Source organism: Streptomyces sp. NPDC001663, from assembly GCF_042893105.1.
Classification (GTDB): domain Bacteria; phylum Actinomycetota; class Actinomycetes; order Streptomycetales; family Streptomycetaceae; genus Streptomyces.
The window spans coordinates 1025325-1052284 of the sequence record NZ_JBIAUR010000001.1 but is presented as its reverse complement, the minus strand read 5'-3'; the positions used below and the strand labels follow the sequence as shown (position 1 = coordinate 1052284).

Here is a 26960-nt window from a genome sequence, read left to right as displayed (position 1 = left end):
CGCAATCTCTGGCTGGTCGTTACAGAAGGCGCCCTATGGTGCGGCGGTCCGCGCCTGTTGGGTTGGGGGCGTAGTTTCCTGGCCAGAGATGTCCAGCCATGTGCCGATGCGGGTGACAGCGTCTTCCACAGTGGCGCGCGGGGCGCCGGAAGCTTCGAGCGAGGTACGGGCCACGGCGGCGAGTTGGGTGTCGGTAAGGGATAGCGCCGTGCGGGCTGTTTCGTACTCCTGCAGCAGACCCGGACCGAACAGCAGAGGGTCGTCGGCGTTGAGGGTGCACCGGACGCCTGCTTGCAGCAGCAGCGGCAGGGGGTGCGCTGACAGGGACGCGACGACCCCGAGGGCGACGTTGGAGGTGGGGCAGACGTCGAGGACTATGCCTTCCGCGGCCAGGCGGGCTAGAAGAGCCGCGTCTTCGATTGCCCGTACGCCGTGGGCGATCCGTCGGGCACCGAGTACATCGAGTGCGGCGCGCACGCTCGCCGGGCCGGCAAGTTCCCCTGCATGCGGGGCTCAGCCCAGCATCGCGGGCGATGGCGAACGCCTCAGCGAACGACTCAGGGGCCTGGCGGGTCTCATCTCCGGCCAGGCCGAAGGAAACCACCCCGTTACCTGATCGTCTGGCCGCGAGGCGGGCGGCCTCGACTGCATGTGACGGGTCCGCGTTGCGTCGGGCGAACACCAGGATGCCGAAGCCGACGCCCAGCCGGGCGCCCGTGCGGCGGCCCTCGTCAATCACCTCGTCCAGCAGGTCGAGCGCGGCGTCCGGATCGTCGTCGTAGGTCAGGGGGTTGAGGTGCGGTTCGATCCATACCGCTCCGTCCGCGGCAGCATCCTCGACCACCTCGCGTACCAGCCGCAGGAGGTTCCTGCGCGGGCCCTCGCGCACCAGCCGGGCAGCGGCGCCATGCAAGGCGTTGAAGTGCTCAAACGAGGTGAGGCCGCCGAAATGCGGCGGCCGTTGGTTACGCTCGCCCGCCAGCTCCGCGAGCGTGGCAGGACGCATCGCGCCTTCGAGATGAAGATGGAGATGGGCTTTCGGCAGACAGTCCAGGCTTCGCACGGGGCCTCACTCTATGGCTTCCCCCGTGACGGCTGTTGGGAGATGTAACCATCACGGCGTGGCTGGTGTGATTACGGCGTCGGTGCCGTCCTGGATAGAGCCCTTCACGGGGCTGACCCCGCGCTGCTTCGCCAAGCTGGTAGCCGAGATACGACGCGAGCAGGCTGCAGATCAACAGCGCGGGCGTCCCTGGAGTCTGCCGCTGGAGGACCGAGTTCTGCTGGTCACGGCATACTGGCGCACGAACTTGACGATGCGACAGCTGGCTCCGTTGTTCGGGATTTCCAAGTCGGCCGCAGACCGGATCATCGACCACCTCGGTCCGATGCTGGCGCTCCGGCAGCGAAGGCGCTTCCGTAAGGACACTGTGCTCATCGTGGACGGAACCTTGGTGCCGACCCGCGACCGCACGATCGCCGCGCAGTCCAAGAACTATCGCTACTCCACAGCCCACCAGGTCGTTATCGACGCCGACACCCGCCTGGTCGTCGTGGTCGGCCGACCCTTGCCCGGTAATCGGCACGACTCCCGCGGTTGGGAAGAGTCCGGAGCCAAGGCCGCCGTCGGTACCACCATGACGATCGCCGACGGCGGATACCAGGGGACCGGCCTATTCATCCCACACCGACACGAAAAGGGAAGCGACCTGCCTACCTGGAAGGAGGAACACAACCGCTCCCACAAGCGAGTTCGCGCCCGCGTCGAGCACACCTTCGCCCGAATGAAGGGCTGGAAGATCTTGCGCGACTGCCGCCTCAAAGGCGACGGCGTCCACCTCGCCATGCTGGGCATCGCCCGCCTACACAACCTCGTCCTTGACGGATTGGCAACGAACAGCTGATCCCGCCCGCACTAACTCGAAGATCACTTTACGGGACAACCTTTAAAGGGTGTTGCACAAGGCTCTGAACTGGGCATCTCCCTTGCATGGCCGGGGTTTTACGTGCTGAGCGGGTGTGGGTGGAGACGTTCACGGGGCTGCGGATGACGCAGTTCTCGGGTCTGTTGAAGGTGGTGCGGGAGCGGGGTGGCAACGGCACGCTGCGGGGCCGGCCGTGGTCGTTGCCGTTGGCCGAGCGGGTGCTGATCGTCGCCGTGTACTACCGGACGAACCTGACGATGCGGCAGCTGGGTCCGCTGTTCGGTGTCTCTTCCTCGACCGTGTGCCGGGTCATCCAGCGGCTGGGACCGCTGCTGGCGGTGGAGCCTGTCTCCCGCACAGGCGATGCGGCGGACAGGTTGTGGATTGTGGACGGCACCCTGGTCCCGGTCCGCGACCGGACTGTCGGTTCCTCGTCACGCAACTACCGGTTCTCGGCGAACGTGCAGGTCATCGTCGATGCCGACACCCGCCTTGTGATCGCCGCCGCCCGCCCGGTGCCGGGCACCACCGCGGACGCGCATGCCTGGCGGGCCTCCGGCCTCGCCGTGCACTGCCAGGGCGTGACCGTTTTGGGCGACGGCGCCTACCTCAACTGCGGGATGGTCGTGCCGCACCGCAAACGCCCGCACCGGCCCCTGCTGCCGGGCGAGGAGGACGACAACGCCGCCCACCGCAAGGTGCGTGCCCGGGTGGAGCATGTGATCGGCCGGATGAAGAACTACAAGGTCCTTCGCGACTGCCGGCAACGAGGCGACGGCCTCCACCACGCCGTCCAGGCCGTCGCCCACATGCACAACCTCGCCCTCGCATCATGACCAGAAGATCGCGATCACAGCCTCTGACCTGCCCAAACACAGCCTTGTGCAACACCCTTTAGGCAGCCGAACTTGAGATCCCACATCGCCGTCAACGGACAGTTCGCCGGTGGCAGACAAGGAAGATCGCCCAAAGGACTGGTGGACGCTGCAACGGCATGTCAACCTGAACGACCTTCCGGAAAACCCCAGGTCAGAAAGGTGATGCTGTGGCATTGGATGCGGCGCAACCTGGATTCGCCACGACGGTCGCGGCCCTGCGGCTTCGCTCCTGGAAGCTCGGCGCCGGCCAGGCGATGGAGGTGATTGACCAGTTCTCGGAGGCCGACTTCACGCACATCGTCGACGACCGCGCCGACGTGCACGTCAGCTCGCGCGACGGCCGGTTCTACCTCGGCTACTTCCCGAACGGCCGGCCCGGCGGCGCTGACGAAGACTGGGTGACGGGTGAGGGCTGGGCCATCGCCGTTACCGGTACCGCCAACGTCCCTGGCTACCGGATGGCCTTCGGTACGGACACGCCAGCGGAGATCGTTGCCGGCGTCGTGGCCTGGATCCTGTCAACCTCCCGGCCCCTGTGACGGGCGCATTCTCTTCCTTATATACGCGACGCGTACCCTGCCCCTGCTCTCGCGGCTTCGCCCGCTACCGCTAGGAGAACGCCTTGGACCCGCACTCGCCCGAGATGACCGTCGGCGACATCCTCGACTTGCTGTCCACCTGTGACCGCGACACACCCGTCCGTCTTGCCATCAACCCCTTCTTCCCCATGGCCCACCGTCTGGGCGGCGTGGAGAAGACGGTGGACGAGCATGGTCGGCCGATGGTCTACATCGCCGAGTCCCCGGAGGCCGAGCAGTTCGGCTCGCTGCCGCCCGCCGTGGCCGTCGCGCTGACCTGGCAGGACCCGGTCGAGGCGCCCCCGCGCCGCCGACGCGGCGCGGCCGGGCCGAACGGCGGCCAGTGATTCACCCCCGAACCCACGGAGGCGCCCCTGCATCCGCACCATCCCATCGATCCATCCCACCCCACCTTGCCGGATCCGGTGTACTGGGTCACCCCGCGCCACCTGGCCGGTGATGACGGCGTCCTCGCCGAGCGAATCGGCGACACACTGACCGAGCTCGGCTGGCGCATGTGGCCGACCTCCCGCAACACCCTGCTCTATGTGAGCCCCGACGGCCTATGCGGCGCCGAGTGGATCCTCGCCGCCTACCCGTTCGAGCTGGGCGGTCTCTCGGTGGCCTGGCAGCTCTCCGCTCGCCTGCACGCCGCCTCGGCCCTGACCGAGTGGAACGCGTACTTCACTGCTGGCATACCGCACGAGGCGCTCACCGATTTCCTCCTCGCGCTCGACGCGAGCGAGACACCCGATACCGGGCTCGAGAACGCCGAGTCGGTGCTCACCGCGCTCAGCGCGCGGGGTTGGCTGCGCGACATGGACCGTCCGCACACGACCGCCACCGACCCCGGCTTCTCCACGAACGTCTCGCTGGAGATGCTGCCGCCGCTCATCCACGACGCCGACCCCCGTGATGACCTTCTGGGGTGGCAGGCGTGGACGGAGCCCGTGCTCGGGGCGCCGTACCTGTGGTGCGCGAGCTTCAGCGCGAGTACCCCGCACGAGCTGGTCGCGGCCTTCGCCTCGTCCCTCGCAGCACCCGGTCCGGTACCGCGTCGCACGCTGCCCGAGGGAGCGGAGGACCGTCTCACCGTCGTACGACGCGGCTGACGACCTGCTCGTAGCCGGTGACCGAGGCGGGGAATCGGCGGGGGATGTCCCCTCTTCCAGGCCCGGTGGTTCCACTCCCTTCACGGGAGTGGAACCACCGGGCCTTCGCCGTACCGGCATCAGCGAATCCCTGACGGCGCCCTGGAACCAAGATCCAGGTCGTGCGTACGATCGCCGTCGTGGCAGGCAAAGTAATCGGCAAAGGACCACTGCGTGGCTACCTCCTGGAGGAGGTGCTGGCCTGGTTGTTGCGGTCCAGCGGCTTCGAAGTCCTCACGGCTAACGACGACAAGGACAAAGAGCCATGGAAGGTGTTGAAGGAGGACAAGAACGGTCTGCTGGTCCGTGGACGCGGGGCGTGGCACCAGGTCGACGCGCTCGGACAGTTCCGGTACGTCCCGCCGTTCTCACTGCCTGTCCGCCTGTTCGTGGAGGCAAAGTACCTGACCACAACGCCAGTTGGTCTGCCCACTGTACGCAACGGTCACGGTGTGATCCATGACGTGAACGAGGGCGAGACCACCACGCTCACCGCCCCAGGGACTGGCCGGCCGCGGACGCGATACCGCTATAGCTACGCGATCTTCTCTACGTCCGGCTTCAGCCTGGAGGCGCAGGACTACGCTCTGGCCCACCAGATATCCCTGATTGACCTCTCCGCACCGGACTTCGCTGTACTGCGGAATCTCGTCAAGACCACCGCCGACACGATTCACGCAGCACTCGAAGTGACTCCGGCGGCCGAGCGGCCGAAGGTGCGCGACATACGGGCGTACCTTCGCGGCCCGCTGCTGGATATGTACGACGCCGTGGACCTGACCGATACGTTCCGCGTACCACTCGATTACCTGGCGCAGGCCCTGCACAGCCGGTCGCAGCTGGGGCTTGTCCTGGCCTTTCCTGCAGCGCCGTTCGTCTTGGGACTGGCCTCGGATGATCTGTACGCCTTCGTGGATTTCGGGAGAGCGCACCCCACGCACGCGGTGCGCCTGCGTCGCATCAATCAGGCAGCGTCACATCCGGTTTGGGAACTGCGCTCCGCGGAGCACCCAACTGCATACGCGTTGAGGTTCGGTCTGCCGGAGCGGGTGGAAGCCTGGATCGTCGAACAGGACGAAGGGATGCCCGCGCGGACTCGGTATGTCAAGCGCAGCATGCTGTCGACCATGACCCTGTACTGGATGGACGGGGAGCACGCCCAGACATTCCAACTCCGCTACGAGCCCGGCGAACTCCGCTTCGCCAGCTGATCGCCTCACACGCCGAAACTCCGGTGTCCGGCCTGTCGGACGGACAGGCCTGGACTCCGGGGCAGCTGGAGGAGCGGGTCAGCGTGCGGTACGGGCCTTGGCGAGCGCCTTGTCCAGGTGAGCGTCGACGAGGCCCGGCGAGCCGGAGACGATGACCAGGATGTTGCCGGTGCGGATCGCCGTCTGCTTGACGACGCTGCGCCGTCCGCCGGCGGAGTAGGTGAGCAGCTGGCTCCACTGCTCGTCGCCGAGGTTCGGCGCGGACGTCTTCTCGGTGCCCATCTCGACGACCGTGCTGCCCGAGGTCACCTGATACGAGGGGCAGGAGAGCATCGCGTCGAAGACCTTTCCGATGCCCTTGGACAGTTTCGCCGGGCCGTCGCTGTACAGCTCCTCGCTCACCTCGGAGTTGCTGCTGCCGGTGTAGGTGAAGGACTCCTTCGCCTTGCGCGTGAAGTCGAAGCCGGAGCCGGTGGCCGCGTTGCTGCCCAGGTTCTCCAGCGCCGGGCAGCCGATGACTGTGACGTCGTCGTTCCGGAGGGCGGGCTCGGGCTTGTGGGAGTAGCCCTCGCCCAGGTCGCTCTCGTTCAGCAGCCGCTTGTTCAGCTCGGTGGAGGATAGCGGCGCGGATGCCGAGGGTGCGCCGCCCCGGTGTGCGGGTGCAGAGGACGTCGCCGAGGCTCCGGCGGGCTCGGTGCTGCTGGAGCAGCCGGTCAGGGCGAGGACGGTGAGGGCGCTCAGGCTGAGGGCGGTCGTGGTGGAACAGCGCATGCGGAACCCCTTGATAGTGCGAGACGGACGGTCTGACCGAGTCGGCCCTCCGGGTGCCGACGAACGCAGGGGTGGGAGAAGGGGTTTCGGGCTTCAGCGGCCGAGGTGGCGCAGTCCGTCTTCGAGAGTGGGGTGGAAGTGGTCGACCGGACCTGAGTTGTGGTTGTACCAGGCGGTGTTCAGCCGGATCTCCTCCGCTTCGTGGCCGACCGGGCAGCGGAGCCACACCGAGCCGTCGCGCATGTTGAAGACGATCCAGTTCCGGTACGCACCGCAGTGGCACGCGTGGACCTCGCCGTCGATGACGAGCGGCAGGTCCCAGCGCATCATGAACCCCGAGACGTCCTGGCGGGACGGTGCCCGGAAGTCCGGCGGCAGGAAGTCGGGCAACACCGTGGCTGCCGGCGCAGCCGAGGCAGCGACAGGGCCGGGTGCGTCCGGCAGCGGCAGCTCGGTGTGCATCGCCAGCACCGCCTGGCCGGCACGCTGGGCTTCACGGAAGTCTCGGTCCGCACGATTGCGTCGGAACATGCCGTCTCCATCTCTGTCGTCTCGCCTGCACGAGGAGAGTGCCGCAAGTCCCTGACCTGCTGCAACTCTAAGAATGTTGAATTCAGCGGGACTTGGCGGGACGGTCGGTGCGATGCGTCGCGCGCTGCGCAGCACCGCGGGCGGCGGTGGGCGCGGTGGCCGTGTGCTCGGGCATGGCGGAAGGGTCGGCGGGCAGATCGGCCATGCGCCGCAGCCGCCACACGAGCACGTCGCTGATCGAGTCTGCGGTGTCCAACTCCCGTCGCTCGGCGGCCTCGGCTAGGAGCGCGGCCGGGTCGTGCCCAGCGTGCTCGACATCGGCGAGCGTGGCGGCAAGGGCGTACCAGCCCTGCTCGGTGAGGACCTGCTCGGCCAGCTCCGGGACGGCCTGGCGCAGGTAGGCGGCCTGCTTGCGCTGCAGGGGCTGGGACAGACGCCGACCGCGCTGGTGCATGACGGACAGGTACATCGGCGCGGCGGCCTGGTAAGCGGCGCGTAGGTGCTCGGCGGCCTGGCGGGCAGCAGCGGCCTGCTGGGCGTGCTCCTTCTTCCCGTGCCAGTGGGCGGCGGCTGTGACTAGGAAGAACACCATGTCGATCAACATGGCGGTGGTGGCGCCGTCCTCCCCACGGCCGAGCGCCGGCCCGCCGTAGACGAGGTCACGGGCAGCCTGCCGCAGACCACGGTCGTGGCCCCGTTCGGCCCGGATGTGGGAGCGGGAGGCCCGCTCGAACGCCCAGGCGGCATCTCGCAGTTCGCGCCGGGTGTGCGCGGCCGAGGTCTTGGCGAGCGCGTCGAGGACCTCGCCGGCCGCGGCGATCTGCGCGGCGATCTGCCCGTCGTCGCTCTGGTCGACGACGAGTACGGCCTGCCAGACCGCCGTCGTCGCCTGGCGCCGCGCGGTCGACGGGTTGACACGCGTCGAGCCGGAGGAGCGGTCCGCGGCGGCTTTGGGGTCGGGTCCGGAGCCGTTGCCGGCCCATCGCTCGCGGATGCGCGGTAGGGAGAGGTCGGGTGCGAGGGTGGAGCCCGAATAGTAGATCGGCTCCTGGTCCTCGTTGCGGTCGTCGGGCAGCGCGACCTTGTAGCCGAGCAGATCGCCGGAGGGTGCGACGCGCTGGCTGACCAGGAGGCCGGCGGCGGCCAGGCGGTCGAAGAACTCCTGCTCGCTGGCAACGCCGGCGGCGGCGCGGCGCACCGTCTCCCGCAATTCCTCGCGTGGCGTTCGTTCCTTGCCCTGGCGGTTCGCTTTATGGCGTTCGGCGCTGGTGGGGCGCTTGGCGGCGGTTCCGTCGCCGGTGTTCAACCGGCGTAGCCCGTAGTCGACTTCGATCTTCCGAGCCTCCGCCTGGGAGCGGGCGCCATCGTGGCGGATGCGGGCTTGGCGGCCGTCATGGCGGACGACGGTGGCGATGATGTGGATGTGGTCGTCGGCGTGGCGGACGGCTGCCCAGCGGCAGGCGGCGTCGTCGCCCTCGGGGGCGATGCCGGTGGCGGCGACCATGCGGCGGGCGATGTCCGCCCACTGCTCATCGGTGAGGATCGGGTCTTCGGGGGCAGCGCGTACGGACAGGTGCCAGACGTGCTCGGCGGGCCTGGCGCTTTCGGGCAGGGCCATGATGGGCTGGTCGAGCAGGCGCTGAAGGTTGCCGTATGTCGCTTTGGGGTCGCGGCCGGGGTCGGGGGCCAGGCGGTCCCACGCCGCAACGAGGTGCGGGTCGATGTGCTCCTCGGCCTTGCCGGGGCCGTACAGGTAGGCCACCAGGCCGCGGGTGTCCGTGCCCATGTCGTGGACTTTGGGGATCATGCAGCCGGACGCCCGCCGTCCAGGTAGCGCTGGACGAGTACGTCCACATCCAAGGAGACCTGGTCAACACGAGCGAGCACTGCCCTGGCCTGTGGCGCGGGCTCGTCCGAATTGAGGGCTGCCGCAACCTGGTTGAGGTTGTTGCCGATCCGGTTCAGTGCGGTACGCAGGTCGAACAGCCCCTTCAGCATGTCGCGTTCGCCGGCTATTTCTGCGGCGGTGCGGTCGAGGTTGCGGGCGGCTTTGAGCGCGGCGCGGGCGAGGTACTTGGCGACGCTCATGTTGCAGGCGGCAGCGGCACGCACGAGGAGCTGGTACTCCTCGTCGTTCATGCGGCAGCTCGGTTGGTGCATGCGCTTCTTCTCGTCGCGCAGGCGCTCACGCTGCTGGACGTGGGGCTTGGGCGGTATGGCGTGGGTGCAGTCGGCGCTGTGGCAGGAGTGGCATTCCCCTTCTTCAGGATGCGAGCCGCCCTCGGTCGCATTCTGACGGATCGGCGCCCCCTGGTGCCGATCCTCCCCCGCCACCCCCGGGGCGGGAGACGCAAGAGCATTGCTCCCACCGGGAGCAATGCTCTTGCACCAACTTGCTCGCGGTGAGGTCGAGTTGGTGTCCGGCTCACCTGGCGGGGGAGTGGGGCTTGTCGTCGGATTCGTCATCGGGTGCGGTTCCTCGTGGTGCGGATGCGGTGCTGGATTTCGGCGGCCAGATCGACCATGGCTCTCGGGCCGTGGAGGACGTGGACAAGGGATTCGGCGCGGTGCTGGACGAGCCACTGGCCGCCGGGGGCCAGCACGGCTGCGTACAGGAGCTGGTGGCGTACGAGTACCTCCGCCCAGGCGGCGGCCTCGGCGGTGGACGGTAGGTGCATACGCGGGTGGTGACGGGCAGGAATAGCGGGTCCCTTCAGTGCGGCGGCGGTGGCCCGGCCGAGGCCGGGCCACCGGATCGATAGGCGGAAGTAGGCTCCTGACCTGCTTGTTTGGGACCGTCAGCCGCACTCGGGGCAGCGGTCGAGGTGTCGGTGCAAGGCCCGCGCCATGTTCCGCTTCACCGACATGGCGTTCTTCGCGCTGGTCTTCGCTGGCGCGGACCCCTCGTGACGCTCGGCGTGAGCGTGCAGGAACCGGATGTCCTGCTCGAAGCTGGCCTTGATGTGTGCGAGACGCTGGCAGGTCTTCATCGGGCCGTACTCCGTGCCGTGGTGGTGCCCGCCTCGTCACGGAGCCGCTGCAGAACCGGCGTCAGACGCTCGTTCCGCCCTCCCCGGATCTGCTGGGCACGGAGGATCTCCCGCAGCTGAACCCGGGTCAGCGACTCGTTGCCGTCCCGCTCCAGCAGCGCGGGAACATGGGGACGGACCCGCTCGACCATCTCCTCCACGCTCAGCTTCGGCTGCTTCCGGGACCGTTGGGATTGACCGCCGCGCGGCCGGTTCCGGGACGCCCTCGCCTTCGGCGTCTGCCGCACGGGGACGGTGTGGGGGCGGTCCCCGTTGGGTTCGGTCCCCGTTTCGGTGTCGGGGTGTTCGCGGTCCCCGTCGTCGTTGGGGACGGTGTGGGGACGGTCCCCGTTGGGTTCGGTCCCCGTTTCGGCGTTCGGGTGCTCCCGGCCCTCGTCCCCGATGGTGATGGCCGCCGGGGACGGGCCTGTGCCCTCCTGAGCAGCAGCTTCGTGCACATTTTCGGCACTGCCGCTCGCGCCGTCGTCGGGCTCCTCGGTCCTGGCGGACACGGTGTCTTGGTCCCCGACTGCCGCTTCTTGGCCCTCGCGCAGCAGGCTTGAGCCGGACTCGGCGGCTCGGTCCCCGTTGCCGACGGAGTCCGGGTGGGGACGGTCCCCGTCGGGCTCACGTCCCGTCCCCTGCTCCGGGCGGTCCCCCTCTGTACGGTCCCCGATCGATGCGGTGCTTCGGGGACCGTCGCCGGGGACCGCGCTCACCCACGCACTCGCCTGCGTCCCGTTCGCCGACGGAGTCGCGATCGACGTAGGGAGAGGGGACCGGTCCCCGCGATCGGCGTCCTGGTCCCGCGCGGGCTGAATCCAGGGCGACGGCAGGACCACGGTGGCGAGCTCCGTGGCGTGCCGACGGGCGGCCAGCTGCTCCAGAAGCGCGCGACGCTGCTGTGGGTCGGTGCCGACACCGGATCGTGCGAGAGCCGACTGGAGCCGCCGCGTGATCCGGCTGCCACGGCCGTTCTCACGCTCCTTCTCTGGTATCCCGGCCAGCCGGGAGGCCAGGGCCACGGCCCGCCGGGTCGCGCGGTCCTTGGTGATCTGCGCGGCATCGCGGTTGCGGGTGGCGACGCCCAGGCGCGAGAGGAGACGCTCCCGCACTTCACGTCCGAGCGTGGCCAGGAGCCCTTGGGAGGCGGCGTCCGGCTTGTGCAGTCGCAGCTCGATGCCCATGGCCAGGTGCCAGAGCACGGCCGCCATGACCGGGCCGACGAAGGCCCGCACGGTGCCGCCCACCGTGCCTGACTCGGCGTATGCCGGGATGACCTGCACCCCGGTAATCACCCAGACCAGGCCACCCGGCAGGCCGGGTGCTCCTTGGGTCTTCAGGTTCTGCCGGGCCATCAGCGCCGTCGCGAATAGCGCCAGCTCGGCCGCGCTGAACATCATGGCCCGCTCTACCGTGCCGGCCATGTCGAGATAATCGGCGGCGAACCGCCAGCTGGTGTCGGCGCTGTAGGCGGTGCAGTTGAGGGCAGCGAGGGCCGCGACCCAGACCGCGGGGGCGCCGGCGCGTGGGCCGCTCGCCCGGGTCCGGTTACGCCGGATCGACCATCCGCCGAGCACCAGGGCGAGCACGCCGACGGTTGCGACGAGGTGGACGGGCTCGCTGCCAGAGAGGAGGGAGGGCATGGCGATGGGGTGAGTCATGCGGCCTTTCGGAGAGCGGCGATCAGGGCGTGGGTCTGCGCCTGGCGGGGCACCTGCACCGGGGAGGCGGCGTCCTCGGCGGCTTCGTCCTCGGCGTACTCGTCGTCTGCTGCCTCGGCCGGGTCGACTTGCCCCCAGTAGCGGTCGCGGTCGGCGACGGCGTGTGCGGCGTTGCGCATCAGGTCGCGCGCCCAGTCGAGGTCGAGCCGCAGTGCGTAGGCGAGGCGCTCGGGGCTCCAGCCGCGTACGTAGGCGTGGCGGGTGACGGCTTCGCGCTCGGCGTCGCTGAGGTGGACGTCGCGGCCTTCGAACGCGGCCTTGACGCGGCTGTAGTCCAGGCGCTTGTTGACTCGAGCGTGCCAGGGGCGCCGCTCGTCCTCGGTGAGCCCTCCCCACATGCCCTGGCGGATCTCGTTGTCGAGGGCGTAGTCGAAGCACGCCTTCTTCACCGGGCAGTTGCCGCAGATCGCCTTGGCCGCGTCGATGGCCGCGCGGTCGCGGGCCGCGTGGAAGAACAGCTCGTCGATGTCCTTGGCGGGCAGGCCGTGGCACAAGCCCCGTTCCTGCCAGCTGTGGTCGGCGATGCCCCGGATCGTCGGGGGCGGGGTGTCGTTGGTGGTGATGTGGCGCATGACGGTCTCCGGAAGTCGCCTCGACTGGTGCGGGTCGCCCGCCACCGGTAGCGGGACGGGGCGCGGCGGCCGCTGCGAGGCGGGCTCGGGGTACGGCGTGGGGGGCCGTACCGGAGTCGGAACGTTTTGGTGGAGAAGGGGGCTGCGGTCAGGCGGCGGATGCCTGCCGGGCCTGCGCAGCCAGGGCGCGGTCGATGCGGCCGGGGTGGGCCGTGACGCGCGGCGCGTTGCCCCGGGCACTTCCGTCGAGGTTGATGCGACGCCGGCGGCAGGGCTCGCCCTTGTCGGCGTGACACCAGTCGCACGGCACGCTCAGGACGTCGGGTCCTCCGGCGGCGATGGCGGCTTCGCGGGCGGCGCGGGCCGGGCGGTACGGGGCCAGCTCGGCGCGCACGGCCGGCGGGATGTAGGAGCCGACGGCGGCCAGCTGGTCCTTGAGCCCCGGCCGGTGTCGCCATGCGGTGATCCCGCGGTGAGCCGAGGGTGCGGCCACTCCGGCAGCCACGGCATCTCGCGCCGCCAGCAGCTCCGCTCGCCAGGCTTCCGGATTGTCCGGGTCGGCCATGGGGGTCGGGTCGGTGTGCCGGGCCAGACGGTCGCGGCGGTGCGCCTGCCATTCGCGGGCCACATCGGCCGGCAGGATCGGGTACGGCGAACTCACGATGCGCTTGCGGACCATCTCGCGGACGTCCCAGCCCTGGCCGGTGGCCATCGGGACGTCGCCGAGCAGCTCGTGCCACATGGCGAGCTGGTCGCGGGCCTCGCCCGCGTCGGTGCGGATGGTGCGGGGGTCCAGGCGGCCGACATAGGTGAGCACGGCAGCAACTTCGCGGCGGTCCAAGGCAGTTACTCCGTTCCAGTCGGTTCATCGACGGCAGCGAGCAGGGCGGCCATGTGCGCGTCGGCGCGGGTCATGCCGGCCTGCGGCGCGGGAGTGCCGCCGGGCAGGGCGTAGAGGTTCGGTCGCTGGGGGGCGGGGCTGTGCTCGCGGGCGATCCAGGACCGCCAGTCGGCAGCCCAGGCGGCGGCGGAGCGAGGGCCCCAGGTGCTGCGGTGGTGGCGCCACTTTGCGTCAGCGGCCTGGACGCCGTCCTCGCCGAGGCGGGCGAGATGTCCCTGCTGCTGAGCCCAGGACAGGCTCGCGTCGTCGACCTGCCAGTCCGCGGCGGAGGTGAGGTCAGCAGCACCACTGCTGCTGTACTTACGGTTCACCTTCGGTTCACTACGGTTCTGGGGGTCAGGTTCAGACCCGGAGGGGGGTTGGATTCCGACCCGGGCAGGGGTCAGGTTCTGACGAGGGGGTGCAAGTTCTGACCCGGTCAGATCCTGACGACGGGGGTCGGATTCGGACCCCGTCTTCGGCCAGATGCCGTGCTTGCGCAGCCGCTCGTCGTCCAGCTCGGGTACCGGGTCGGCGTCCGTCAGGGGCTCGACGTACGCGCCGGGGTCGTTCTCCCGGGTCGCCGCGACCTTGGCCAGCCATGCAGCGGCGCGCGGGAGCCGATAGACCGTGCTGTGCTGCGGGCCGCCGAGGTCGTCGAGCACCTCGAGTTCGCCGCTCTCGGCCAGCGCGACCAGGGCGCCGCGCACGGCGTTGCGGCTCGCGTTCGTACGCTTCATCAGCGAGGTGAGGGACGCCCAGGCGACGCACTGCTCGTCGGGGATCCGGTCGGCGATCGACAGCAGAACCAGGCGCGCGTTTCCGCGGCTGGCGCTGTACTCCCAAGCCCATTCGCGGGTGTCCCGGCTCATCGGGTCACCGCCCAAACCGGCCGGGTGCTGGGGGCCGGCTCCGGCGCGAGGGCGCCGGGCAACCGATGCGCGTCCAGGGAGCCAGGCGGCGAAGCGAGGACGGCTGCCGCGCGAGCCGGGGGCACCGGCCCTTTGCGCAGGGCAGGCGGCATGTAAGACTCTCCTCCGTAGTGAAACCCGTGCCGGTGTGCCTCGTAGGAAAGGACCGGTACGGTGAAGGTGGGTAAATCTCCGCCCTTGCCGGGGCAGGAGTACCATTTGGCGTTCGGCGTCCGGGAGTTACCGCTCCTTGGACGCCGTCGCTGTGTTCGGGGCTATCTCACCCGGCTGGATCGCGCGTTCCGCACATGGCTCCTAGCGTCGTCTGCCGCCGGGCGGGGAGCCCGAGGGACGACGAACATATGCAGGACCTGCAGCAAGATCCAGACCTTGCTAAAGGACTCTCTACAAGTCGCACCGGAGGGCGCCGACACCTGCGCCTACGGGTGGAGGCAGCGGGCCGCGACACAGGCAGCAGGCTGATCGCCCCGACGCACTCGGAGATGACTCTCACAGCACCCCCTCCTGTCTTGCGCCACAACGCGGCACAGCGGCGGACCGTGCTGGTTCCGTGGCATCGATCATGACGGCGCGCTCGGCGCTACTCGCCATGCCGAGGCAGTCGGCGGCGTACCGCCGACTGGTGTCGGAGAGGTGGGCGATGGTGGCGAGAGCAGCCATCCGCACCGCTGGCGCAGAGGCTGTGCCGTGCCGGCGCGGGCACGGCCGCGAAGAGTCAGCCGTCCGTCCACGAGCATGGCGAGGACTGGCCGCGCACCGCAGTGCCCGAATGACCCGACGGAAATACTCGCGTGGGCATCGCGAAGGGGATTAAGCCTTCCCACTGTTGCCTCTGCGCCTTCCATTCGAAGATCAAATTCGCCCTGTAATTACAGACGCAACTAGTATCGCTAGGTACAGGTGACGCGTGTCATGCATGCCATACGCGCTTATCGGTAGAAACGGACAGACCATCCCGAAGGGTGGACGTACAAACACGGGGGGCGTTTGCGAGGTAGAACTTTTCATATCAAGATCGGTGCGTCAACTGGCGTTAATCGCGGAGTACAGTGGCTGAACCCCTGTTAAGCCACACGCCTTGGAAAGGATCATGAAGGAGCCAGCAGAGGAGCCGACGAGTCTTCACGCGAAGAAGCTCAGTGACCGGCTCAACCGACTGTTTGAAGTGGTGCACCCGCCTGGCCGCGGCCCGTACAGCAACTCTGAAGTGGCCGAGCTGATGGCCGAGCGAGGGCTCGAAACCGTGACGTCCACCTACCTCTGGATGCTGCGCACCGGCCGTCGGGACAATCCGACGAAGCGTCATCTTGAAGCCCTGGCAAGCTTTTTCGGCGTGCCTGCCGCCTATTGGTTCGACGATGAGGTCGCCGAAAAGACCGCGGAGGAACTGAAGTTGCTGGAATTGCTCCGCGATTCGAAGATCAAAAACGTACTCCTCCGTCTGTCCGACGTCTCGGCGGACGGAAAGGAGGCGGTACTCGGTCTCGTGGACGGCGTGCGAAAGATGGAGGGGCTGCCGCCCTCCAACTAGCCGTATTCCGGCTATGGTTCAGAAAATGATCAAGGAATGACAATGTGGTCCACGGGTAGGTGGCGCCAGGATGACCCCCTGGCCGCGCTGGAGCTCCCCGACGTCACGAACATCCGCGACCTCCGCGACGAGGTCTCCCGTCGCACGGGACGCGAGGTGATCCTGCAACCCCAAGAGCAGGCGCCGTCGGTCTGCGGGGCATGTGCGGTCCTGGAGGCCGTCATCTACGTGTTCTACGACCCACGCACCAGCTGCCTGCATCAAGATCAGATCATCGCTCACGAGTTCATGCACCTGTTCCTCGGCCACCACGAGGCCCGCCCGCTGTCCGCCCTGGCGCCGGCGCTCATCACCACCATGGACCCGACCATCGTGCAGATGATGCTGGGGCGGACCAAGTACGACGACGCAGAGGAGCACGAGACCGAGCTCCTCGCCTCGCTTCTCCAGCGCCGGATCATCGACCGGTGGCTGCGCAGCGACGAGTCTTCCGGCGACGAGGTCCAGGACCGAGTCGCGCACACCCTGCTGCGCAGGCGGGAGGCCCGACCGTGAAGGACCTGCTCCACCCGATCAGCCTCGTGGTCGCCATCCTCGGATTCCTCTGCCTCCTGAGGGATATCCCCGCCCGTCGCCGCGATCCCGCCACCACGGCCCTGGCCTCGGTCTTCCTGCTGTCGGGCCTGTCGTTCCTGTTCTCCATCACCCCGATGTGGAACTACCTCGACCGCGTCCTGGGCACCGTGAACCTCTCCGTTCCCCTGGCCCAGGGCTGCGTGATCGCGCTGATCGCCTGCCAGCAGGTGGTCCTCACCTACTGGGGATCGCCCCCGGACATCGCCCGCAGGAGAGCGCGGGCCTGGCTCGGCGCCGGCCTCGCAGTGTTCGCGGGGCTGCTGGTGCTCTTCGCCCTGCTGACGCCGAGCGCACCGAGGCCGATCGACTTCACGTTGTACTACGCGCACGACAACATCTACGCCGCGTACCTCACCCTCTACGTCACCGCGTACACGATCGGCGAGGTACTCCTCGCCCGCGGCTGCTGGCGCCTGGCCCGGCGCAGTAAGCGCACCTCCGTCCGCGTCGGTCTGTGGGTCGTCGCCCTGGGCGCCATCGTTACCTTCGGATACAGCGGCGTGCGGACTGGCAACGTCATCGCGGGCGCCTTCGGCATCTCCCTCGCCGGCTGGGAGAACTTCGCCTGGACGTGCGGCGACGTCGGCGCCATGCTCACCCTGATCGGGTGGCTGGTGCCCACGATCACCGATCAGGCCAAGAGCGTGCAGTACCGGTTCAGGCAGTACCTCAGCTACTACCGCCTGCGCCGCCTGTGGCTGGCTTTCTACAGCGAAGCGCCCGAGATCCGCCTGCCGGTCGACCGGGGCGACCCTGCCCAGAGCCGCCGCTTCCGCAGTATCGGGTTCAAGCTCTACCGACGGGCGGTCGAGATCCGCGACGGCCGCTTCGTGATCCGGCAGTACCTCGAAGCGGGCGTCCGTGAAAGCAGCGAAGCCCGCTACAGGGCGCGAGGGCTCTCGGGCGAGGAACTGAACGCCGCTGTCTCTGCCGACCAGATACTCGCCGGCATCGCCGCCCGCAAGACGGGCGAGCGTCCCCATCCCGACCAGCTCACCGACTTCGCCGATACCGACCCTGAGACCAGCCAGCCGATGGACGACATCGATGCCCTCCTCGCCGTCGCCCGCCACCTTCCCCGCCAACGTGCCCGCACCCCCCACCGCGAGCGAGCCTTCGCATGACCGACCTGACCCGCCAGCCCGCGCACGTCCAACTGCGCGCCCTGGACCGCCGCGAGATCTCCAGCCGCGAGCTGCTCGACCTCCATCTCGATGGGATCGACGCCAGCACCATCAATGCCGTCATCACCCGCGACGACGACGCGGCCCGGCAAGCCGCTCACACCGCCGACGAGCGCCGAGCCCGCGGCGAGGCCAACGGGGTCCTCGAAGGCCTCCCGATCACCATCAAGGACAGCTTCGAAACGGCCGGCCTTCGCACAACCAGCGGAGCCCAGGAACTGGCGGACCACATTCCTGACCAGGACGCCGACGCTGTCGCGCGGCTCCGCCACCAAGGCGTGGTGATCATGGGCAAGACCAACACCCCCGCCTACTGCCAGGACCTCCACACCGACAACGCCCTCTTCGGCCCCACGCTCAACCCGCACGACCCAGCGCGGACGGTCGGCGGCTCCTCCGGTGGACCTGCCGCGGCGGTCGCAGCTCACCTCACCCCCGCCGACCTCGGTAGCGACCTTGCTGGCTCGCTGCGCCTACCGGCCCACTACTGCGGGGTGTATGGACTGCGGCCGACACACGGACTCGTCCCGGCCCGCGGACATGTTCCCCGGCCGCCGGGTTGGCTCACCAGCAGCGACATGGTCACTCCGGGCCCGTTGGCTCGACACTCCCGAGACCTCGACCTGCTGCTTACCGCGCTCACCACACCGGCACCGGCCGAGGACACACCCTGGCACGTAGACCTGACGACGACCAGCAAGGGTATCGACGAACTGCGCATTGCGATCTGGGCCGAGGATCCGAACTGCCCCGTCGACCATGAGACCGCACAGGCCCTCGTCACCCTTGAGGAAACTCTGATAGCAGCCGGAGCGCTGGTCCGACACATATCCGGACCTGTCGGCCTCGCCGACTCCACGCGCCTGTTCGAACAGCTTCTGCACGCCACCGCGACGGCCACGGTCCACGACGAAACCGCTGCCGCTGAACTCACCGCTGCACGACAACTCCAGGACGACGACACCAGCCCCCGCGCGATCTTCCTCCGCCACCGGACCCAAACCCACCGCAGCTGGCTGCGCGCGAACGAAGAACGCGCCCGACTCCGATCGGACTGGCAGCGGTTCTTCACAGAACACGACGTCCTCGTCACGCCGGCCGCACCAACACCCGCGATCCCGGCAGGAAGTCGCACCCTTACGGTCGACGGCCAGGAGCAGAACTTCTTCGATCAGACCGGCTGGGCCAACCTCACCAGCCACATCGGCCTCCCCAGTCTGGTCGTACCAGTGACCACGACCACCCAGGGGCTGCCCATTGGCGTCCAGATCATCGGCCGGCCGTACGCGGACCGCGTTCTGCTTGCGGTGGCGGACACGCTGGCATCCCTGCCTCGTGCCTCTGGGTGAGGACGCAGCCGCCGTTCCTGTGCTGGACCCGTCTCGGGCCGCCGACGATGCCCGGAACGGCGGTAGGGAAGAGTGCGACTGATGAACCACTCTCGAGGGCTGGATAGCACGCTGCTCGGCCTGCCACAGGTAATGCCGGTCGGACAGGCCGGCCGGGCCGCCCTTGAGTAGGCTCGGCCGCCTCCATGCGGTCCACCAGTCGGGTGGCGCCGCCGATGGGCAGGACCTGTTCCTGGGCGACGGCCCGCATGGGGAGTCCCGGCTCGCTTGCCCGGCCGAGGATCAGTGGCACCTCGAACATCAAGTGGCTGATGTCGCCCTCCACTTCGAGCGCCCGGCCGAGGATGTACTCCAGCCCGTTGGCCGCGCCCTGCAGGCGGCCGAACGCCAGGATGAGTTCGTGATCCGCGGCCTGTTTCACCGTCGTGATCTCCGCCTGCTCGCCCACGGTCGCGCCGCCCCTCTGGTCGTCCCGGTAGCAGCGTACCGATCATGCCTTGGAGGGCCGGGGCGACCATGGACATCAGCTCCTACGCCCCCGGGTGCAGCCCGAGCCAGCCAGGCGTCGGGTCGCCCTTGACCTCGCCGAAGTACAGGGCGAAGGTCTGCTTCCAACGTTCGACGCCGGCGCGGTCGGCCATGAAACGGGGGAAGCCGTCCACATAGGCGTTCGGGTACTCCCAGAGCGGCTTCAGGCCGGCCGGGGGAGTGATGTCGGTGCGGACGGACCAGCCGTTGAAGGAGCCGTTCTGCACTTCTTTCGACAGTTGCCAGTTGAGGAAGAGTTTGGCGGCCGTGGAGTTCTTGGCCTGCTTGAGGATTGCGGTGCGCTGGCCCCAGCCCATGAAGGGGTGTCCGCCGCCGATGGCGAACGTGACCGGAGAGGAGCTGACGGCGGACCCGGCGGTGCCGACACCGATCGTCTTCTGACCGCCGAAGACCGCGTCGCCCGGTGAATTGCTGCCCCGCCCGAACTGCACATCCTGTGCCGCGGACTTGGCCACCCAGCCCCAGCCGACGTGCGGGCGTACAGCGTGAAGAGGTAGAGGACAGCGTCGTCGTCGTGCGGGTAGGCCGAGGCGATCTTGCCCTTCCACTTCGGGTCGACCAGGTCGCGCGGGGTGAGCGGCGCCGATGAACCGACCGTCGCGGTGTCATACAGGAAGCTGAAGGCGATCGCCCCGGTGGCCACCCACGCGCCCTGCGGGTCCTTGAACGCGTCGTAGACCTTGGAGAACCCCGCGGGCTTGTAGTGCAGCAGACGGCCCTGCTGCTTCCAGCGGTCGAAGTCCTGAAGGGTCTGGAACTGGACGACGTCCGGGACGAGAGTGTCGGTGGCGAACTGGTTGTCGACGCGGACGTCGTGGTACTTGCTGTAGTCGACGATCAGCGTGAGATCGATCTCCGGGAAGCGGTCCTTGAAGGCCGCCTTCGTCCCGTCCTGCTGGGTCGGGGTGTCGCCGCCGGCGTAGACGACGAGCTTGCCGCCCTCCGCGAGCGCGGCCCGGTAGAGCTCGTCGAGCGTACGCGTCTCCTCGCGCCCGCCCGTGCCGCGGAATCCCGCCGGGGCGGCCGTGGCCGGAGTCGTCGTGGCGCCGAGCGCGCCGACGCCAAGGGCGGCGCCGGTGGCCAGGACATGTCGTCTGCTGAACGTGGACATGTTGAGGGTGCCTCTCAGGTGGGGGTGCCGTACGGAGGTCCGGCGTTGGAGCAGGGCAGCGCCATCGGTTGTCTCACCTCCCCTGAGCTGTCAGGTAATGCGAAGGCCCAATCGCCCTAGGTGCTTCGGATGGACGGACGGCTGATCGCCCTAATCACCTTGCCGAGGAAGGGAGTTGTCTTGGTGTCGGTCGTCCGCCACCCACACCGTGCGGGCGGCTGTTGACGGCCCGGCCCGCCCCTGAGGTTCCCCCGCGGGGGGCGGGCCGGGCGCTGAGACGACGCGAAGGCTCTACCCCAATGACGAGTTTCATGAAGCCAGTTCAGGCCGTCCCCACCGGCCACCCCGCCTACAGCCAGACCTTCCCGTGTGGACCCGTCCACGGCCAAAATCTCCGCAAGCTCGTCCATGATGTCCTTGGCGCGGTGGTACACGACGTGCAGGAACTCCAGGGGTCAGGGTCGGCCCTGACGTCGGTCTCCTCGAACAATTCGCGGGCCGCCCCGACGGTGAGGTGTTCGCCCTGGTCGAGCTTGCCGGACGGTAGATGCCACCGCCGGTAGCCGTAGGAGCCGCCTCTCTGTGAGAGCAGGATCTTGCCGCCCGCGCGGAGAAGGACGTGGGTGTCGATGGTGGACTGTGCCGGCTGTCCGCTCATGATTCCTGGGGGTTGGGGTGGTGACTGGGTATCTGTCAGTGAGGGGCGGCCTCTGCAGGCGGTGGATCCTGCACAACACCGTCTTCCAGATAGGCAGTCGTGTTGACGGCAAGCGCCTGCAGAACGAGAAGGACCCGACTCTCCACGCGCATCCCGATAGGTGAGCGGGACAACGTCACCGCGGGACATGGAAGCGGTAGCAAGGACGTGGGTGATGACCTTCCGTCGTCGCATCTGCTTCTGGTCCAGCACGACGTGCCGCAAGACAGGGATCCCGTTCGATGCGCCGCAGAGAACGTGCTGAGCCGCCTCCCACGGAGTCTCTCCGTCGTGCACAGCGTCAACGGGTAGAACGATGCTGCCCAGGGTCTCGGCTACCAGCAGGCAATCGGCTCCAACGGGGACGAGGAGCTGTACGCCGATCACCGGCGGCCGCCAATTCTCGTAAGCGGCGCGACGGCGCTGCGCCGGTATCACAGCTGTGGCCGGCATCAGACCGGTTCACCCTGTACTGCGGCCACGATCTCGTCGAGATGGTGCGGCTGACTGGTGCTGGGGATGGGCACGATGTGGGGGCCCTGGCCGAGGAGCCAGTGCAGCGGCGCGGCCGGTCCGTTCACACGAGCCAAGGTGCCGGCATCGAGCGGCCTGTACGCCACATAGGGGATGTTGAGGTCCTGGCAGAGCTCCGCGGCGTCGTCGTGACGGTCGGTGGAGTTGAAGACGTTCTGCACCGCGGCGATGGTCAAGTCCTTGCCGGCCCGGCGGATGTTCTCGGGCGTGACCTTCGACAGGCCAATGTGTCCGATCTTGCCCTCGTCCTGGAGGGCCTGCATGACGGCTATCTGGTCGTCGAGGGCCACCTCGGGGTCGATTCGGTGCAGGTAACACAGCTCCAGCCGGTCCGCCTTCAGGCGGCGCAGGCTCGCCTCGACGCAGGCGCGCAGGTAGAAGGGATTGCCGAGCGGCACCCACTGGCCCGGGGCGGGGCGGACCAGGCCGACCTTCGTGGCGATCAGCACGTGCTCCGGGTACGGGTACAGGGCCTCGCGGATCAGGTTCTCGACGGTGTGCGGGCCGTAGGCGTCCGCGGTGTCGATGTGTGTGATGCCGTGCGTGTGCACGGCCTGCCGGAGCACGCTGAGCGCGGTATCCCGGTCGACGGGGTCTCCCCACGTACCGGGCCCGGTCAGGCGCATGGTGCCGAACCCCAGGCGAGAGACTGTCTTCCCGGCGATGGTGATGGTGCCGGCTGGCGGCGTGGCGCTCATGCGGCAGCCTTCTTCAGGCAGAGTTGCAGGGCCTGTTCGATCGCGTGCGCCTGGTTGTCTAGATCACTGGTGACCCGCTGGTGGAGGATGTCGTCATCGGCCAGGAGACGGTGCACGTGCCGGTCGACCAACCGTCGATAGCGGGCGTCGTAGTCGTGGCTGGTATCGACGGGCACGCTCTCGTCGAGCACCGTCGCGAACAGCAGGTCGTACTTCGGCAGTTGTGTGGAGGCGAGCGTGCGGAGGCGCTCGCGCTCCAGCCGGGGCGGGACTTCTCCGCGGTACTCCAGCGCCGCGTGGAAGTAGGCGATGGCGTCGTGTGCTGCCCGGTCGATGAGGACGACTTCGGCGCCCTGCGCGACCGCGCCGATCTCGTCGGCAATGCCCTGCGTGATGATCCACTCGGTGGACTGTGATGTGTGATGCTGCATCTTCGGCAGGTCGGCCGCGGCGGCGCGCTTGGCGAGTCGGCCGGTGCGCGCCACCGTGACCCCTTGGGCACGCAGCTCCATCTCTATGCGCTTGAAGAGCGTCGTCTTGCCGGTGGAATGGGTGCCGAGCACGCCAATACGGACGGGCTGAACGGGAGTCACCACAGGGTGGGGTCCTTTTCTGGTTCGGGTGCGCCGGGCAGGCGCGGCGGCACTGCGACGGCGATCAACTGGTCCCACGTGTCGTATTCGGCGGCCATGGCGAGCAGGAGCTGCGCTGTGGCGTACGCGTCGTACGTCGCGCGGTGCCGACCCGCGCGCGGGGCCTGTGTCAGGTCTGGCTGGACGTGCTTGACCAGCGCGTCGAGGCTGTAGGCGGGCAGGTCCTTGTATGTGGCCTTGGCGAGACGGAGGGTGTCGATGGCTCCGGCTGGCGCCCATCCCAGCAGGTGGCGGCCCAGCTCTCGGTACTCGACGTGTGCGTTGTGGGCGGCAATCCACGTGGTGGCGAGGAAGCTGCGGACGGTGTCGGCGATCTGCGGCCACCTGGGTTGGTCCTCCAGGACGTCCATGGTCAGGCCGTGAATGCTCGCGGCGTGCGCCGTCACCGGGCGCGCGGGACGGATCAGCCACGCCTTGGCCGTGGATGTGTCCGGCCGGCCGTCCCTGATGGGCAAGGCCGCGATCTCGACGAGGTCGGGCGGGGTGGTCCCGTTGCCTTCGACGTCGACGACGAGCAACGGGGGCCAGGTGGCGAAGTTCATGAGGTCGTGGGTCCGTCCTCCGCCTCCCAGCCGATGGGGGCCCGGCCGTGCTGGCGGTACTGGTGGGGCTTGTCGCGGTCGTGGCACTGGTAGCCGAACCCGTGCTGCAGGAAGTAGCGGGGCGGTTCGTCCAGTCCCTCGACGACGATGGCACGGTCGTTGACCTCAACGTCGCCGATCGCGCCCAGGGCGCGCGCCTCGCGGGTGACGTCCTCCAGGCGGGGCTTGACCCACGCCCTGGCGCATACGGCGATCTGCTCGGGCGGGCAGATGCGGCACAACTCTTTGATGCCGAAGTAGCCGTTGTAATCGGCTTCTCCCCAGGCGTAGGCGACGCCGCAGCTCGTTTTGAGGAACAAGGTTCCCCAGGGGGCACCGCCAGGCTCGTTCCTGGACTCGTAGGCGCCCAGGATCCGCTGTTCGGCCTGCTCCGGCATGATCTTCCGCCGGGCCGTGGTGTCGTACGGCAGAGGCAGGCCGTGCTCTTCGTAGTAAGAGGCCATCTGCTCGCGGAAGAACAGGCCGGTGAACACGGTGGCGTGCGCCTGCAGGGACAGTTCGCGGGCACGCTCGATGTGCTCGGCGGAGTCGTTGAGGCCCGGCACGATCGGCCGCCAGTACAGGACGGTCCTGTACCCCTCCGCGTGCTCGAACAGCATGCGCAGGCTGTCGGCGGCGATGGAGGAGTTCACCGGTTCGATGGCCGGGTTGTCGATGCCGGAGTGGGTGACCAGGACCGTTAGCCGCAGGTTCTGGAAGGAGTTGAGGACGGCGCAGTCCTCGGCGCTCACCCGCCACCGGGTGATGACCAGGACGTGGTTGGTCAGCCCCTGCTCGTCGAGCTGCCGCAGGACGGCGAAGAGGTGCGGTTTGACCACAGGCAGCATCGGGTCGGTGGCCCGGTTGAACAACTGGATGGGCGTCTTGTGGGGCCGGAAGTACGGGTGACTGACGAGCGCGGCGACCGCGGCCTCGTCGCTCATCAGCCGCTTCGGTGTCTTCATGCCGAAGTTGTCGAACAGGTGGCGGACGCAATAGCCACACTCCAGCGGACAGCCGACGATGTGGTTCACCGACAGGCCGGACTTGCGGTACTCGATCACGTCGGCGAGTTCGGGCTTCAACTCGCCGATCTGCTCGGTGGTCAGGATCGGGAGCAGGCGGCGAGGTACGGCGGGAGCGGACATGGGATCCTCCTGGGCCGGGGTGGTCAGCGGTCGGCGTGAGCGGGCTGGAGCGGTACGCCGGTTGGGGAGGTGAGCAGTTCGCGGCGGGCAGCACCGAACCAGGTGCCGAAGTCACGGCGGGCGGCATCCGGGTCGTCCGAGGTATGGACGAGGTTGTGCACGAGGCGCTTCTCGGCGAGCGCAGCCTCGAGGCTGTCGTTGCCGAAATCGCCGCGGATCGTGCCGGCCGCGGCACGGGTCGGGTCGAAGTGCCCGATCAACTGGCGCAGCAGGTTGTGAATGCCGGGCTCGCCGTGCGCGAGGGCTACCGTCACCGGCTTTCCGGCATACGCGTCGTCCAGGCACTGGGGGATGTTCCGGTCGGGGAACCAGTCGGCGTCCACCAGGAGATCCCAGTAGTGCACGTGGGCCTGCCACGGCTGCACAGTGACGTCGAGGCGGCTGGCAACGGTGACGCCGGCGGCGGCGATCCGCTCGAGTACGGCGTCGACCAGGCCGCGTTGCACGGCATCCGGCTTGCACAGGATTACGGAGCAGCGGTCGAAGTCACGGACCTGCAGCGTGCAGCCGGGCCCGTACCAGGTGCCGTACTCCCGGCGGGCTCCGGCCGGATCGTCCGAGGTTTGGACCAGGTTGCGGACGAGGCGCTTCTCCGCGCGCGCGGCGGCGATGCTGTCGTCGCCGAGTTCGCTGCGGATCGTGCCGGGCACCGCCAGGGTCGGGTCGGTGTGGCCGATGAGCTGTCGGAGCCGGCCGTGGACGCCGGGTTCGCCGTGCGCCAGGGCGACGGTGACCGTCTGGCCCGCATACGCGGCGTCGATGTAGGAGGGCAAGTCGCCCATGTCTCGGCGGCCGGCGTCGGCGAGCAGATCCCGGTAGGTGACGTGCGCCTGCCACGGCTGGGCCACCAGGTCCATGCGGTCCGATACGGCGATGCCCGCGTCGGAGATCATCCCCAGGACCCGGTGGACCAGGCCTCGGGCGACGGCGTCCGGCTTGCACAGGATGACGGCCCGACGGTCGAAGTCGACGCCTTCCACCACGGCGCCGCTCCTCGGCTTCCCGTTTCCGCTCATTGCAGGCTCCCGTCCGGGGCGGCGGCGCAGACCGGCCACTTGCGTTCCATGAGCCAGCGCAGGCCGGGGTGGAGCGCGTCCAGGAGGCCCGGGTCGACGGCCGCGGTCTGGTCGTGCTGGATCTGCCGATACAGCTCGAACAGCATGACCACCTGCTCCCAGTACGGGTCCAGGCCCAGGCCGTGGATGTGTTCGGCGCTGTAGCGGAGCTGGTTCGTGCGCAACGCCTCTTCGTGCTGCAGAACGTGCGCGATGGTCGCGCCCTCGGTGCTTTCCGGCATCGCCGGGAACGGGAAGTCGGGCGCCGCGGGACGGGAGTTGGCCTCGCCCAGGACGCGCTTGACGCGCTCGGAGTTGCGGTCGTTGACGTGGGCGGACCCGATGAAATGCGTGTACGTGCCGAGCTCGAGGCCGAGCTGGATGGCCGCGTACTCCTGGATCATCGTGAAGGAGAAGACGTCGGACAGCAGGCCGCAGTCGAGATCATTCGCGCGCATGTTGCAGACCATGTGCAGCTGCCCGTCCCGCGGGAGCAGGTGCAGGCCGGCCAGGCAGGCGACGTCTGGGCTTTCGCGGTCGGTGAGTTCCTTCGACTTGAAGACTGGGAGGTATCCGCGCTTGCTGTCGGGTTCGTTCAGCAACAGCTCCACCACCTGGTCGAACTGCGACTGCTTGGTGCCGCTGGCGGGACTGAACAGGGTATGGCCGTACGCGGATCCGCCGAGTCGGATGCCGTCGGTGCTACTGGCGCGCATCGACGGGGCGTAGTAGCCGATCATTTCCAGGTCGCGGCGCCCGGCGAGGTACCAGAGCGCTTCGGCGAACTGGAACACCGGGTTCGCCTTGCGCTCGGCCAGGTACGGCAGACGCTGACGGGGGTCGGGGAGGCGGAACCCTACGCCGATGACCTCACGGGCCTCGTTGCCTCGGGCCGCGATGTGATGTTCGGCTTCCTCGGTCGTCAGCCGGAGAAGGGCCAGGTAGGCGCCTTCGACGCTGCTGAATGTCGGTGCCGTGAGCAAGAAGCACTC

At 68.6% G+C, this 26960-nt stretch carries 27 protein-coding genes and 3 pseudogenes; 10 read left to right on the top strand and 20 right to left on the bottom strand.

What is annotated here, in order from left to right; translation table 11 throughout:
• Positions 1–33: 33 nt before the first annotated feature.
• Positions 34–1006 (bottom strand): annotated as a pseudogene (gene add / locus ACFY1L_RS04935) (adenosine deaminase).
• A 115-nt stretch (positions 1007–1121) separates the two neighbouring features.
• Here add and ACFY1L_RS04930 point away from each other — a divergent pair.
• The 6 genes from ACFY1L_RS04930 to ACFY1L_RS04905 all read left to right on the top strand — a co-directional run bounded on the left by ACFY1L_RS04930 (position 1122) and on the right by ACFY1L_RS04905 (position 5743).
• Positions 1122–1904, top strand: coding sequence for a transposase (locus ACFY1L_RS04930; RefSeq protein WP_388818199.1), 783 nt, complete (start codon positions 1122–1124; stop codon positions 1902–1904).
• Positions 1905–1990: 86 nt separating this feature from the next.
• Positions 1991–2761, top strand: a complete 771-nt coding sequence (locus ACFY1L_RS04925; RefSeq protein ID WP_388818196.1) for a transposase family protein — start codon at positions 1991–1993, stop codon at positions 2759–2761.
• Positions 2762–2970: 209 nt separating this feature from the next.
• Complete coding sequence (locus ACFY1L_RS04920) at positions 2971–3342, top strand: DUF317 domain-containing protein (RefSeq protein WP_388818193.1); 372 nt, start codon at positions 2971–2973, stop codon at positions 3340–3342.
• Between the two features lie 104 nt (positions 3343–3446).
• Positions 3447–3728 (top strand): hypothetical protein, encoded by a 282-nt coding sequence (locus tag ACFY1L_RS04915; protein ID WP_388818965.1) that lies wholly within the window; start codon positions 3447–3449, stop codon positions 3726–3728.
• Between the two features lie 78 nt (positions 3729–3806).
• Positions 3807–4493, top strand: a complete 687-nt coding sequence (locus ACFY1L_RS04910) for a DUF317 domain-containing protein (protein ID WP_388818962.1) — start codon at positions 3807–3809, stop codon at positions 4491–4493.
• A 161-nt stretch (positions 4494–4654) separates the two neighbouring features.
• On the top strand, positions 4655–5743 hold the full coding sequence (locus ACFY1L_RS04905; RefSeq protein ID WP_388818190.1) for a hypothetical protein: 1089 nt from the start codon (positions 4655–4657) through the stop codon (positions 5741–5743).
• A gap of 78 nt (positions 5744–5821) precedes the next feature.
• Here the strand turns inward: ACFY1L_RS04905 and ACFY1L_RS04900 are convergent, their stop codons facing one another.
• From ACFY1L_RS04900 to ACFY1L_RS04855, 10 genes are all read right to left on the bottom strand, one after another.
• Positions 5822–6514: a hypothetical protein gene (locus tag ACFY1L_RS04900; protein WP_388818187.1), complete on the bottom strand. Its 693-nt coding sequence runs from the start codon at positions 6512–6514 to the stop codon at positions 5822–5824.
• 93 nt (positions 6515–6607) lie between these two features.
• Positions 6608–7045: a hypothetical protein gene (locus ACFY1L_RS04895; protein ID WP_388818184.1), complete on the bottom strand. Its 438-nt coding sequence runs from the start codon at positions 7043–7045 to the stop codon at positions 6608–6610.
• An 82-nt stretch (positions 7046–7127) separates the two neighbouring features.
• Positions 7128–8852: a relaxase/mobilization nuclease domain-containing protein gene (locus ACFY1L_RS04890; protein ID WP_388818181.1), complete on the bottom strand. Its 1725-nt coding sequence runs from the start codon at positions 8850–8852 to the stop codon at positions 7128–7130.
• Positions 8849–9205, bottom strand: a complete 357-nt coding sequence (locus tag ACFY1L_RS04885; RefSeq protein ID WP_388818959.1) for a plasmid mobilization protein — start codon at positions 9203–9205, stop codon at positions 8849–8851. Before ACFY1L_RS04885 ends, ACFY1L_RS04890 begins: the two co-directional genes overlap by 4 nt.
• A 302-nt stretch (positions 9206–9507) precedes the next feature.
• Entirely contained in the window at positions 9508–9723 is a 216-nt protein-coding gene (locus ACFY1L_RS04880; RefSeq protein WP_388818178.1) for a hypothetical protein, read from the bottom strand.
• A gap of 120 nt (positions 9724–9843) precedes the next feature.
• On the bottom strand, positions 9844–10035 hold the full coding sequence (locus tag ACFY1L_RS04875) for a hypothetical protein (protein WP_388818175.1): 192 nt from the start codon (positions 10033–10035) through the stop codon (positions 9844–9846).
• Positions 10032–11738, bottom strand: a complete 1707-nt coding sequence (locus tag ACFY1L_RS04870; RefSeq protein WP_388818172.1) for a hypothetical protein — start codon at positions 11736–11738, stop codon at positions 10032–10034. Before ACFY1L_RS04870 ends, ACFY1L_RS04875 begins: the two co-directional genes overlap by 4 nt.
• Positions 11735–12370, bottom strand: coding sequence for a WhiB family transcriptional regulator (locus ACFY1L_RS04865; protein ID WP_388818169.1), 636 nt, complete (start codon positions 12368–12370; stop codon positions 11735–11737). Before ACFY1L_RS04865 ends, ACFY1L_RS04870 begins: the two co-directional genes overlap by 4 nt.
• A gap of 148 nt (positions 12371–12518) precedes the next feature.
• A complete protein-coding gene (locus ACFY1L_RS04860; RefSeq protein WP_388818166.1) occupies positions 12519–13211 on the bottom strand; it encodes a hypothetical protein in 693 nt (230 codons plus the stop codon).
• Positions 13212–13216: 5 nt separating this feature from the next.
• Positions 13217–14122 carry a helix-turn-helix domain-containing protein gene (locus ACFY1L_RS04855; RefSeq protein WP_388818164.1) on the bottom strand — a complete coding sequence of 302 codons (906 nt, stop codon included), beginning with the start codon at positions 14120–14122 and terminating at the stop codon, positions 13217–13219.
• Positions 14123–15272: 1150 nt separating this feature from the next.
• Between ACFY1L_RS04855 and ACFY1L_RS04850 the strand changes: the two genes are divergently transcribed.
• From ACFY1L_RS04850 to ACFY1L_RS04835, 4 genes are read left to right on the top strand one after another with little or no spacing between them, the layout of a single operon-like run.
• On the top strand, positions 15273–15713 hold the full coding sequence (locus ACFY1L_RS04850) for a hypothetical protein (protein WP_052425335.1): 441 nt from the start codon (positions 15273–15275) through the stop codon (positions 15711–15713).
• Between the two features lie 42 nt (positions 15714–15755).
• The gene (locus ACFY1L_RS04845) at positions 15756–16268 is read left to right on the top strand and encodes a hypothetical protein (protein ID WP_388818160.1); all 513 of its coding nucleotides are present in this window, start codon (positions 15756–15758) and stop codon (positions 16266–16268) included.
• Positions 16265–17473: an MAB_1171c family putative transporter gene (locus ACFY1L_RS04840; RefSeq protein ID WP_388818157.1), complete on the top strand. Its 1209-nt coding sequence runs from the start codon at positions 16265–16267 to the stop codon at positions 17471–17473. Before ACFY1L_RS04845 ends, ACFY1L_RS04840 begins: the two co-directional genes overlap by 4 nt.
• Complete coding sequence (locus ACFY1L_RS04835) at positions 17470–18882, top strand: amidase family protein (protein WP_388818154.1); 1413 nt, start codon at positions 17470–17472, stop codon at positions 18880–18882. Before ACFY1L_RS04840 ends, ACFY1L_RS04835 begins: the two co-directional genes overlap by 4 nt.
• A 139-nt stretch (positions 18883–19021) precedes the next feature.
• Here the strand turns inward: ACFY1L_RS04835 and ACFY1L_RS04830 are convergent.
• The 9 genes and pseudogenes from ACFY1L_RS04830 to ACFY1L_RS04790 form a co-directional block, all read right to left on the bottom strand.
• Positions 19022–19330 (bottom strand): annotated as a pseudogene (locus ACFY1L_RS04830) (MarR family transcriptional regulator); the annotation flags it as partial.
• An 82-nt stretch (positions 19331–19412) separates the two neighbouring features.
• Positions 19413–20542 (bottom strand): annotated as a pseudogene (locus ACFY1L_RS04825) (ABC transporter substrate-binding protein).
• 349 nt (positions 20543–20891) lie between these two features.
• Positions 20892–21200, bottom strand: coding sequence for an NUDIX domain-containing protein (locus tag ACFY1L_RS04820; protein ID WP_388818151.1), 309 nt, complete (start codon positions 21198–21200; stop codon positions 20892–20894).
• A 491-nt stretch (positions 21201–21691) separates the two neighbouring features.
• Positions 21692–22471, bottom strand: coding sequence for an aldo/keto reductase (locus tag ACFY1L_RS04815; RefSeq protein WP_388818149.1), 780 nt, complete (start codon positions 22469–22471; stop codon positions 21692–21694).
• Positions 22468–23064 carry an AAA family ATPase gene (locus ACFY1L_RS04810; protein WP_388818146.1) on the bottom strand — a complete coding sequence of 199 codons (597 nt, stop codon included), beginning with the start codon at positions 23062–23064 and terminating at the stop codon, positions 22468–22470. Before ACFY1L_RS04810 ends, ACFY1L_RS04815 begins: the two co-directional genes overlap by 4 nt.
• Complete coding sequence (locus tag ACFY1L_RS04805; protein ID WP_388818143.1) at positions 23061–23666, bottom strand: exonuclease domain-containing protein; 606 nt, start codon at positions 23664–23666, stop codon at positions 23061–23063. The genes ACFY1L_RS04810 and ACFY1L_RS04805 overlap by 4 nt, the downstream gene beginning before the upstream one ends.
• Positions 23663–24853 carry a radical SAM protein gene (locus ACFY1L_RS04800; protein ID WP_388818141.1) on the bottom strand — a complete coding sequence of 397 codons (1191 nt, stop codon included), beginning with the start codon at positions 24851–24853 and terminating at the stop codon, positions 23663–23665. The genes ACFY1L_RS04805 and ACFY1L_RS04800 overlap by 4 nt, the downstream gene beginning before the upstream one ends.
• A gap of 23 nt (positions 24854–24876) precedes the next feature.
• Positions 24877–25929, bottom strand: coding sequence for a nucleoside-diphosphate kinase (locus ACFY1L_RS04795; RefSeq protein ID WP_388818139.1), 1053 nt, complete (start codon positions 25927–25929; stop codon positions 24877–24879).
• Positions 25926–26951: a thymidylate synthase gene (locus ACFY1L_RS04790; RefSeq protein WP_388818137.1), complete on the bottom strand. Its 1026-nt coding sequence runs from the start codon at positions 26949–26951 to the stop codon at positions 25926–25928. Before ACFY1L_RS04790 ends, ACFY1L_RS04795 begins: the two co-directional genes overlap by 4 nt.
• Between the last annotated feature and the right edge of the window lie 9 nt (positions 26952–26960).

What these genes read in the sequence shown, in the direction of transcription:
- ACFY1L_RS04925 (WP_388818196.1), top strand. Translation starts at nt 1,991, where the DNA reads ATGGCCGGGGTTTTACGTGCTGAGCGGGTGTGGGTGGAGACGTTCACG.
- ACFY1L_RS04915 (WP_388818965.1), top strand. Translation starts at nt 3,447, where the DNA reads ATGACCGTCGGCGACATCCTCGACTTGCTGTCCACCTGTGACCGCGAC.
- ACFY1L_RS04900 (WP_388818187.1), bottom strand. Translation starts at nt 6,514, where the DNA reads ATGCGCTGTTCCACCACGACCGCCCTCAGCCTGAGCGCCCTCACCGTC.
- ACFY1L_RS04895 (WP_388818184.1), bottom strand. Translation starts at nt 7,045, where the DNA reads ATGTTCCGACGCAATCGTGCGGACCGAGACTTCCGTGAAGCCCAGCGT.
- ACFY1L_RS04890 (WP_388818181.1), bottom strand. Translation starts at nt 8,852, where the DNA reads ATGATCCCCAAAGTCCACGACATGGGCACGGACACCCGCGGCCTGGTG.
- ACFY1L_RS04885 (WP_388818959.1), bottom strand. Translation starts at nt 9,205, where the DNA reads ATGCACCAACCGAGCTGCCGCATGAACGACGAGGAGTACCAGCTCCTC.
- ACFY1L_RS04880 (WP_388818178.1), bottom strand. Translation starts at nt 9,723, where the DNA reads ATGCACCTACCGTCCACCGCCGAGGCCGCCGCCTGGGCGGAGGTACTC.
- ACFY1L_RS04875 (WP_388818175.1), bottom strand. Translation starts at nt 10,035, where the DNA reads ATGAAGACCTGCCAGCGTCTCGCACACATCAAGGCCAGCTTCGAGCAG.
- ACFY1L_RS04870 (WP_388818172.1), bottom strand. Translation starts at nt 11,738, where the DNA reads ATGACTCACCCCATCGCCATGCCCTCCCTCCTCTCTGGCAGCGAGCCC.
- ACFY1L_RS04865 (WP_388818169.1), bottom strand. Translation starts at nt 12,370, where the DNA reads ATGCGCCACATCACCACCAACGACACCCCGCCCCCGACGATCCGGGGC.
- ACFY1L_RS04855 (WP_388818164.1), bottom strand. Translation starts at nt 14,122, where the DNA reads ATGAGCCGGGACACCCGCGAATGGGCTTGGGAGTACAGCGCCAGCCGC.
- ACFY1L_RS04850 (WP_052425335.1), top strand. Translation starts at nt 15,273, where the DNA reads ATGAAGGAGCCAGCAGAGGAGCCGACGAGTCTTCACGCGAAGAAGCTC.
- ACFY1L_RS04845 (WP_388818160.1), top strand. Translation starts at nt 15,756, where the DNA reads ATGTGGTCCACGGGTAGGTGGCGCCAGGATGACCCCCTGGCCGCGCTG.
- ACFY1L_RS04835 (WP_388818154.1), top strand. Translation starts at nt 17,470, where the DNA reads ATGACCGACCTGACCCGCCAGCCCGCGCACGTCCAACTGCGCGCCCTG.
- ACFY1L_RS04820 (WP_388818151.1), bottom strand. Translation starts at nt 21,200, where the DNA reads ATGAGCGGACAGCCGGCACAGTCCACCATCGACACCCACGTCCTTCTC.
- ACFY1L_RS04815 (WP_388818149.1), bottom strand. Translation starts at nt 22,471, where the DNA reads ATGAGCGCCACGCCGCCAGCCGGCACCATCACCATCGCCGGGAAGACA.
- ACFY1L_RS04805 (WP_388818143.1), bottom strand. Translation starts at nt 23,666, where the DNA reads ATGAACTTCGCCACCTGGCCCCCGTTGCTCGTCGTCGACGTCGAAGGC.
- ACFY1L_RS04800 (WP_388818141.1), bottom strand. Translation starts at nt 24,853, where the DNA reads ATGTCCGCTCCCGCCGTACCTCGCCGCCTGCTCCCGATCCTGACCACC.
- ACFY1L_RS04795 (WP_388818139.1), bottom strand. Translation starts at nt 25,929, where the DNA reads ATGAGCGGAAACGGGAAGCCGAGGAGCGGCGCCGTGGTGGAAGGCGTC.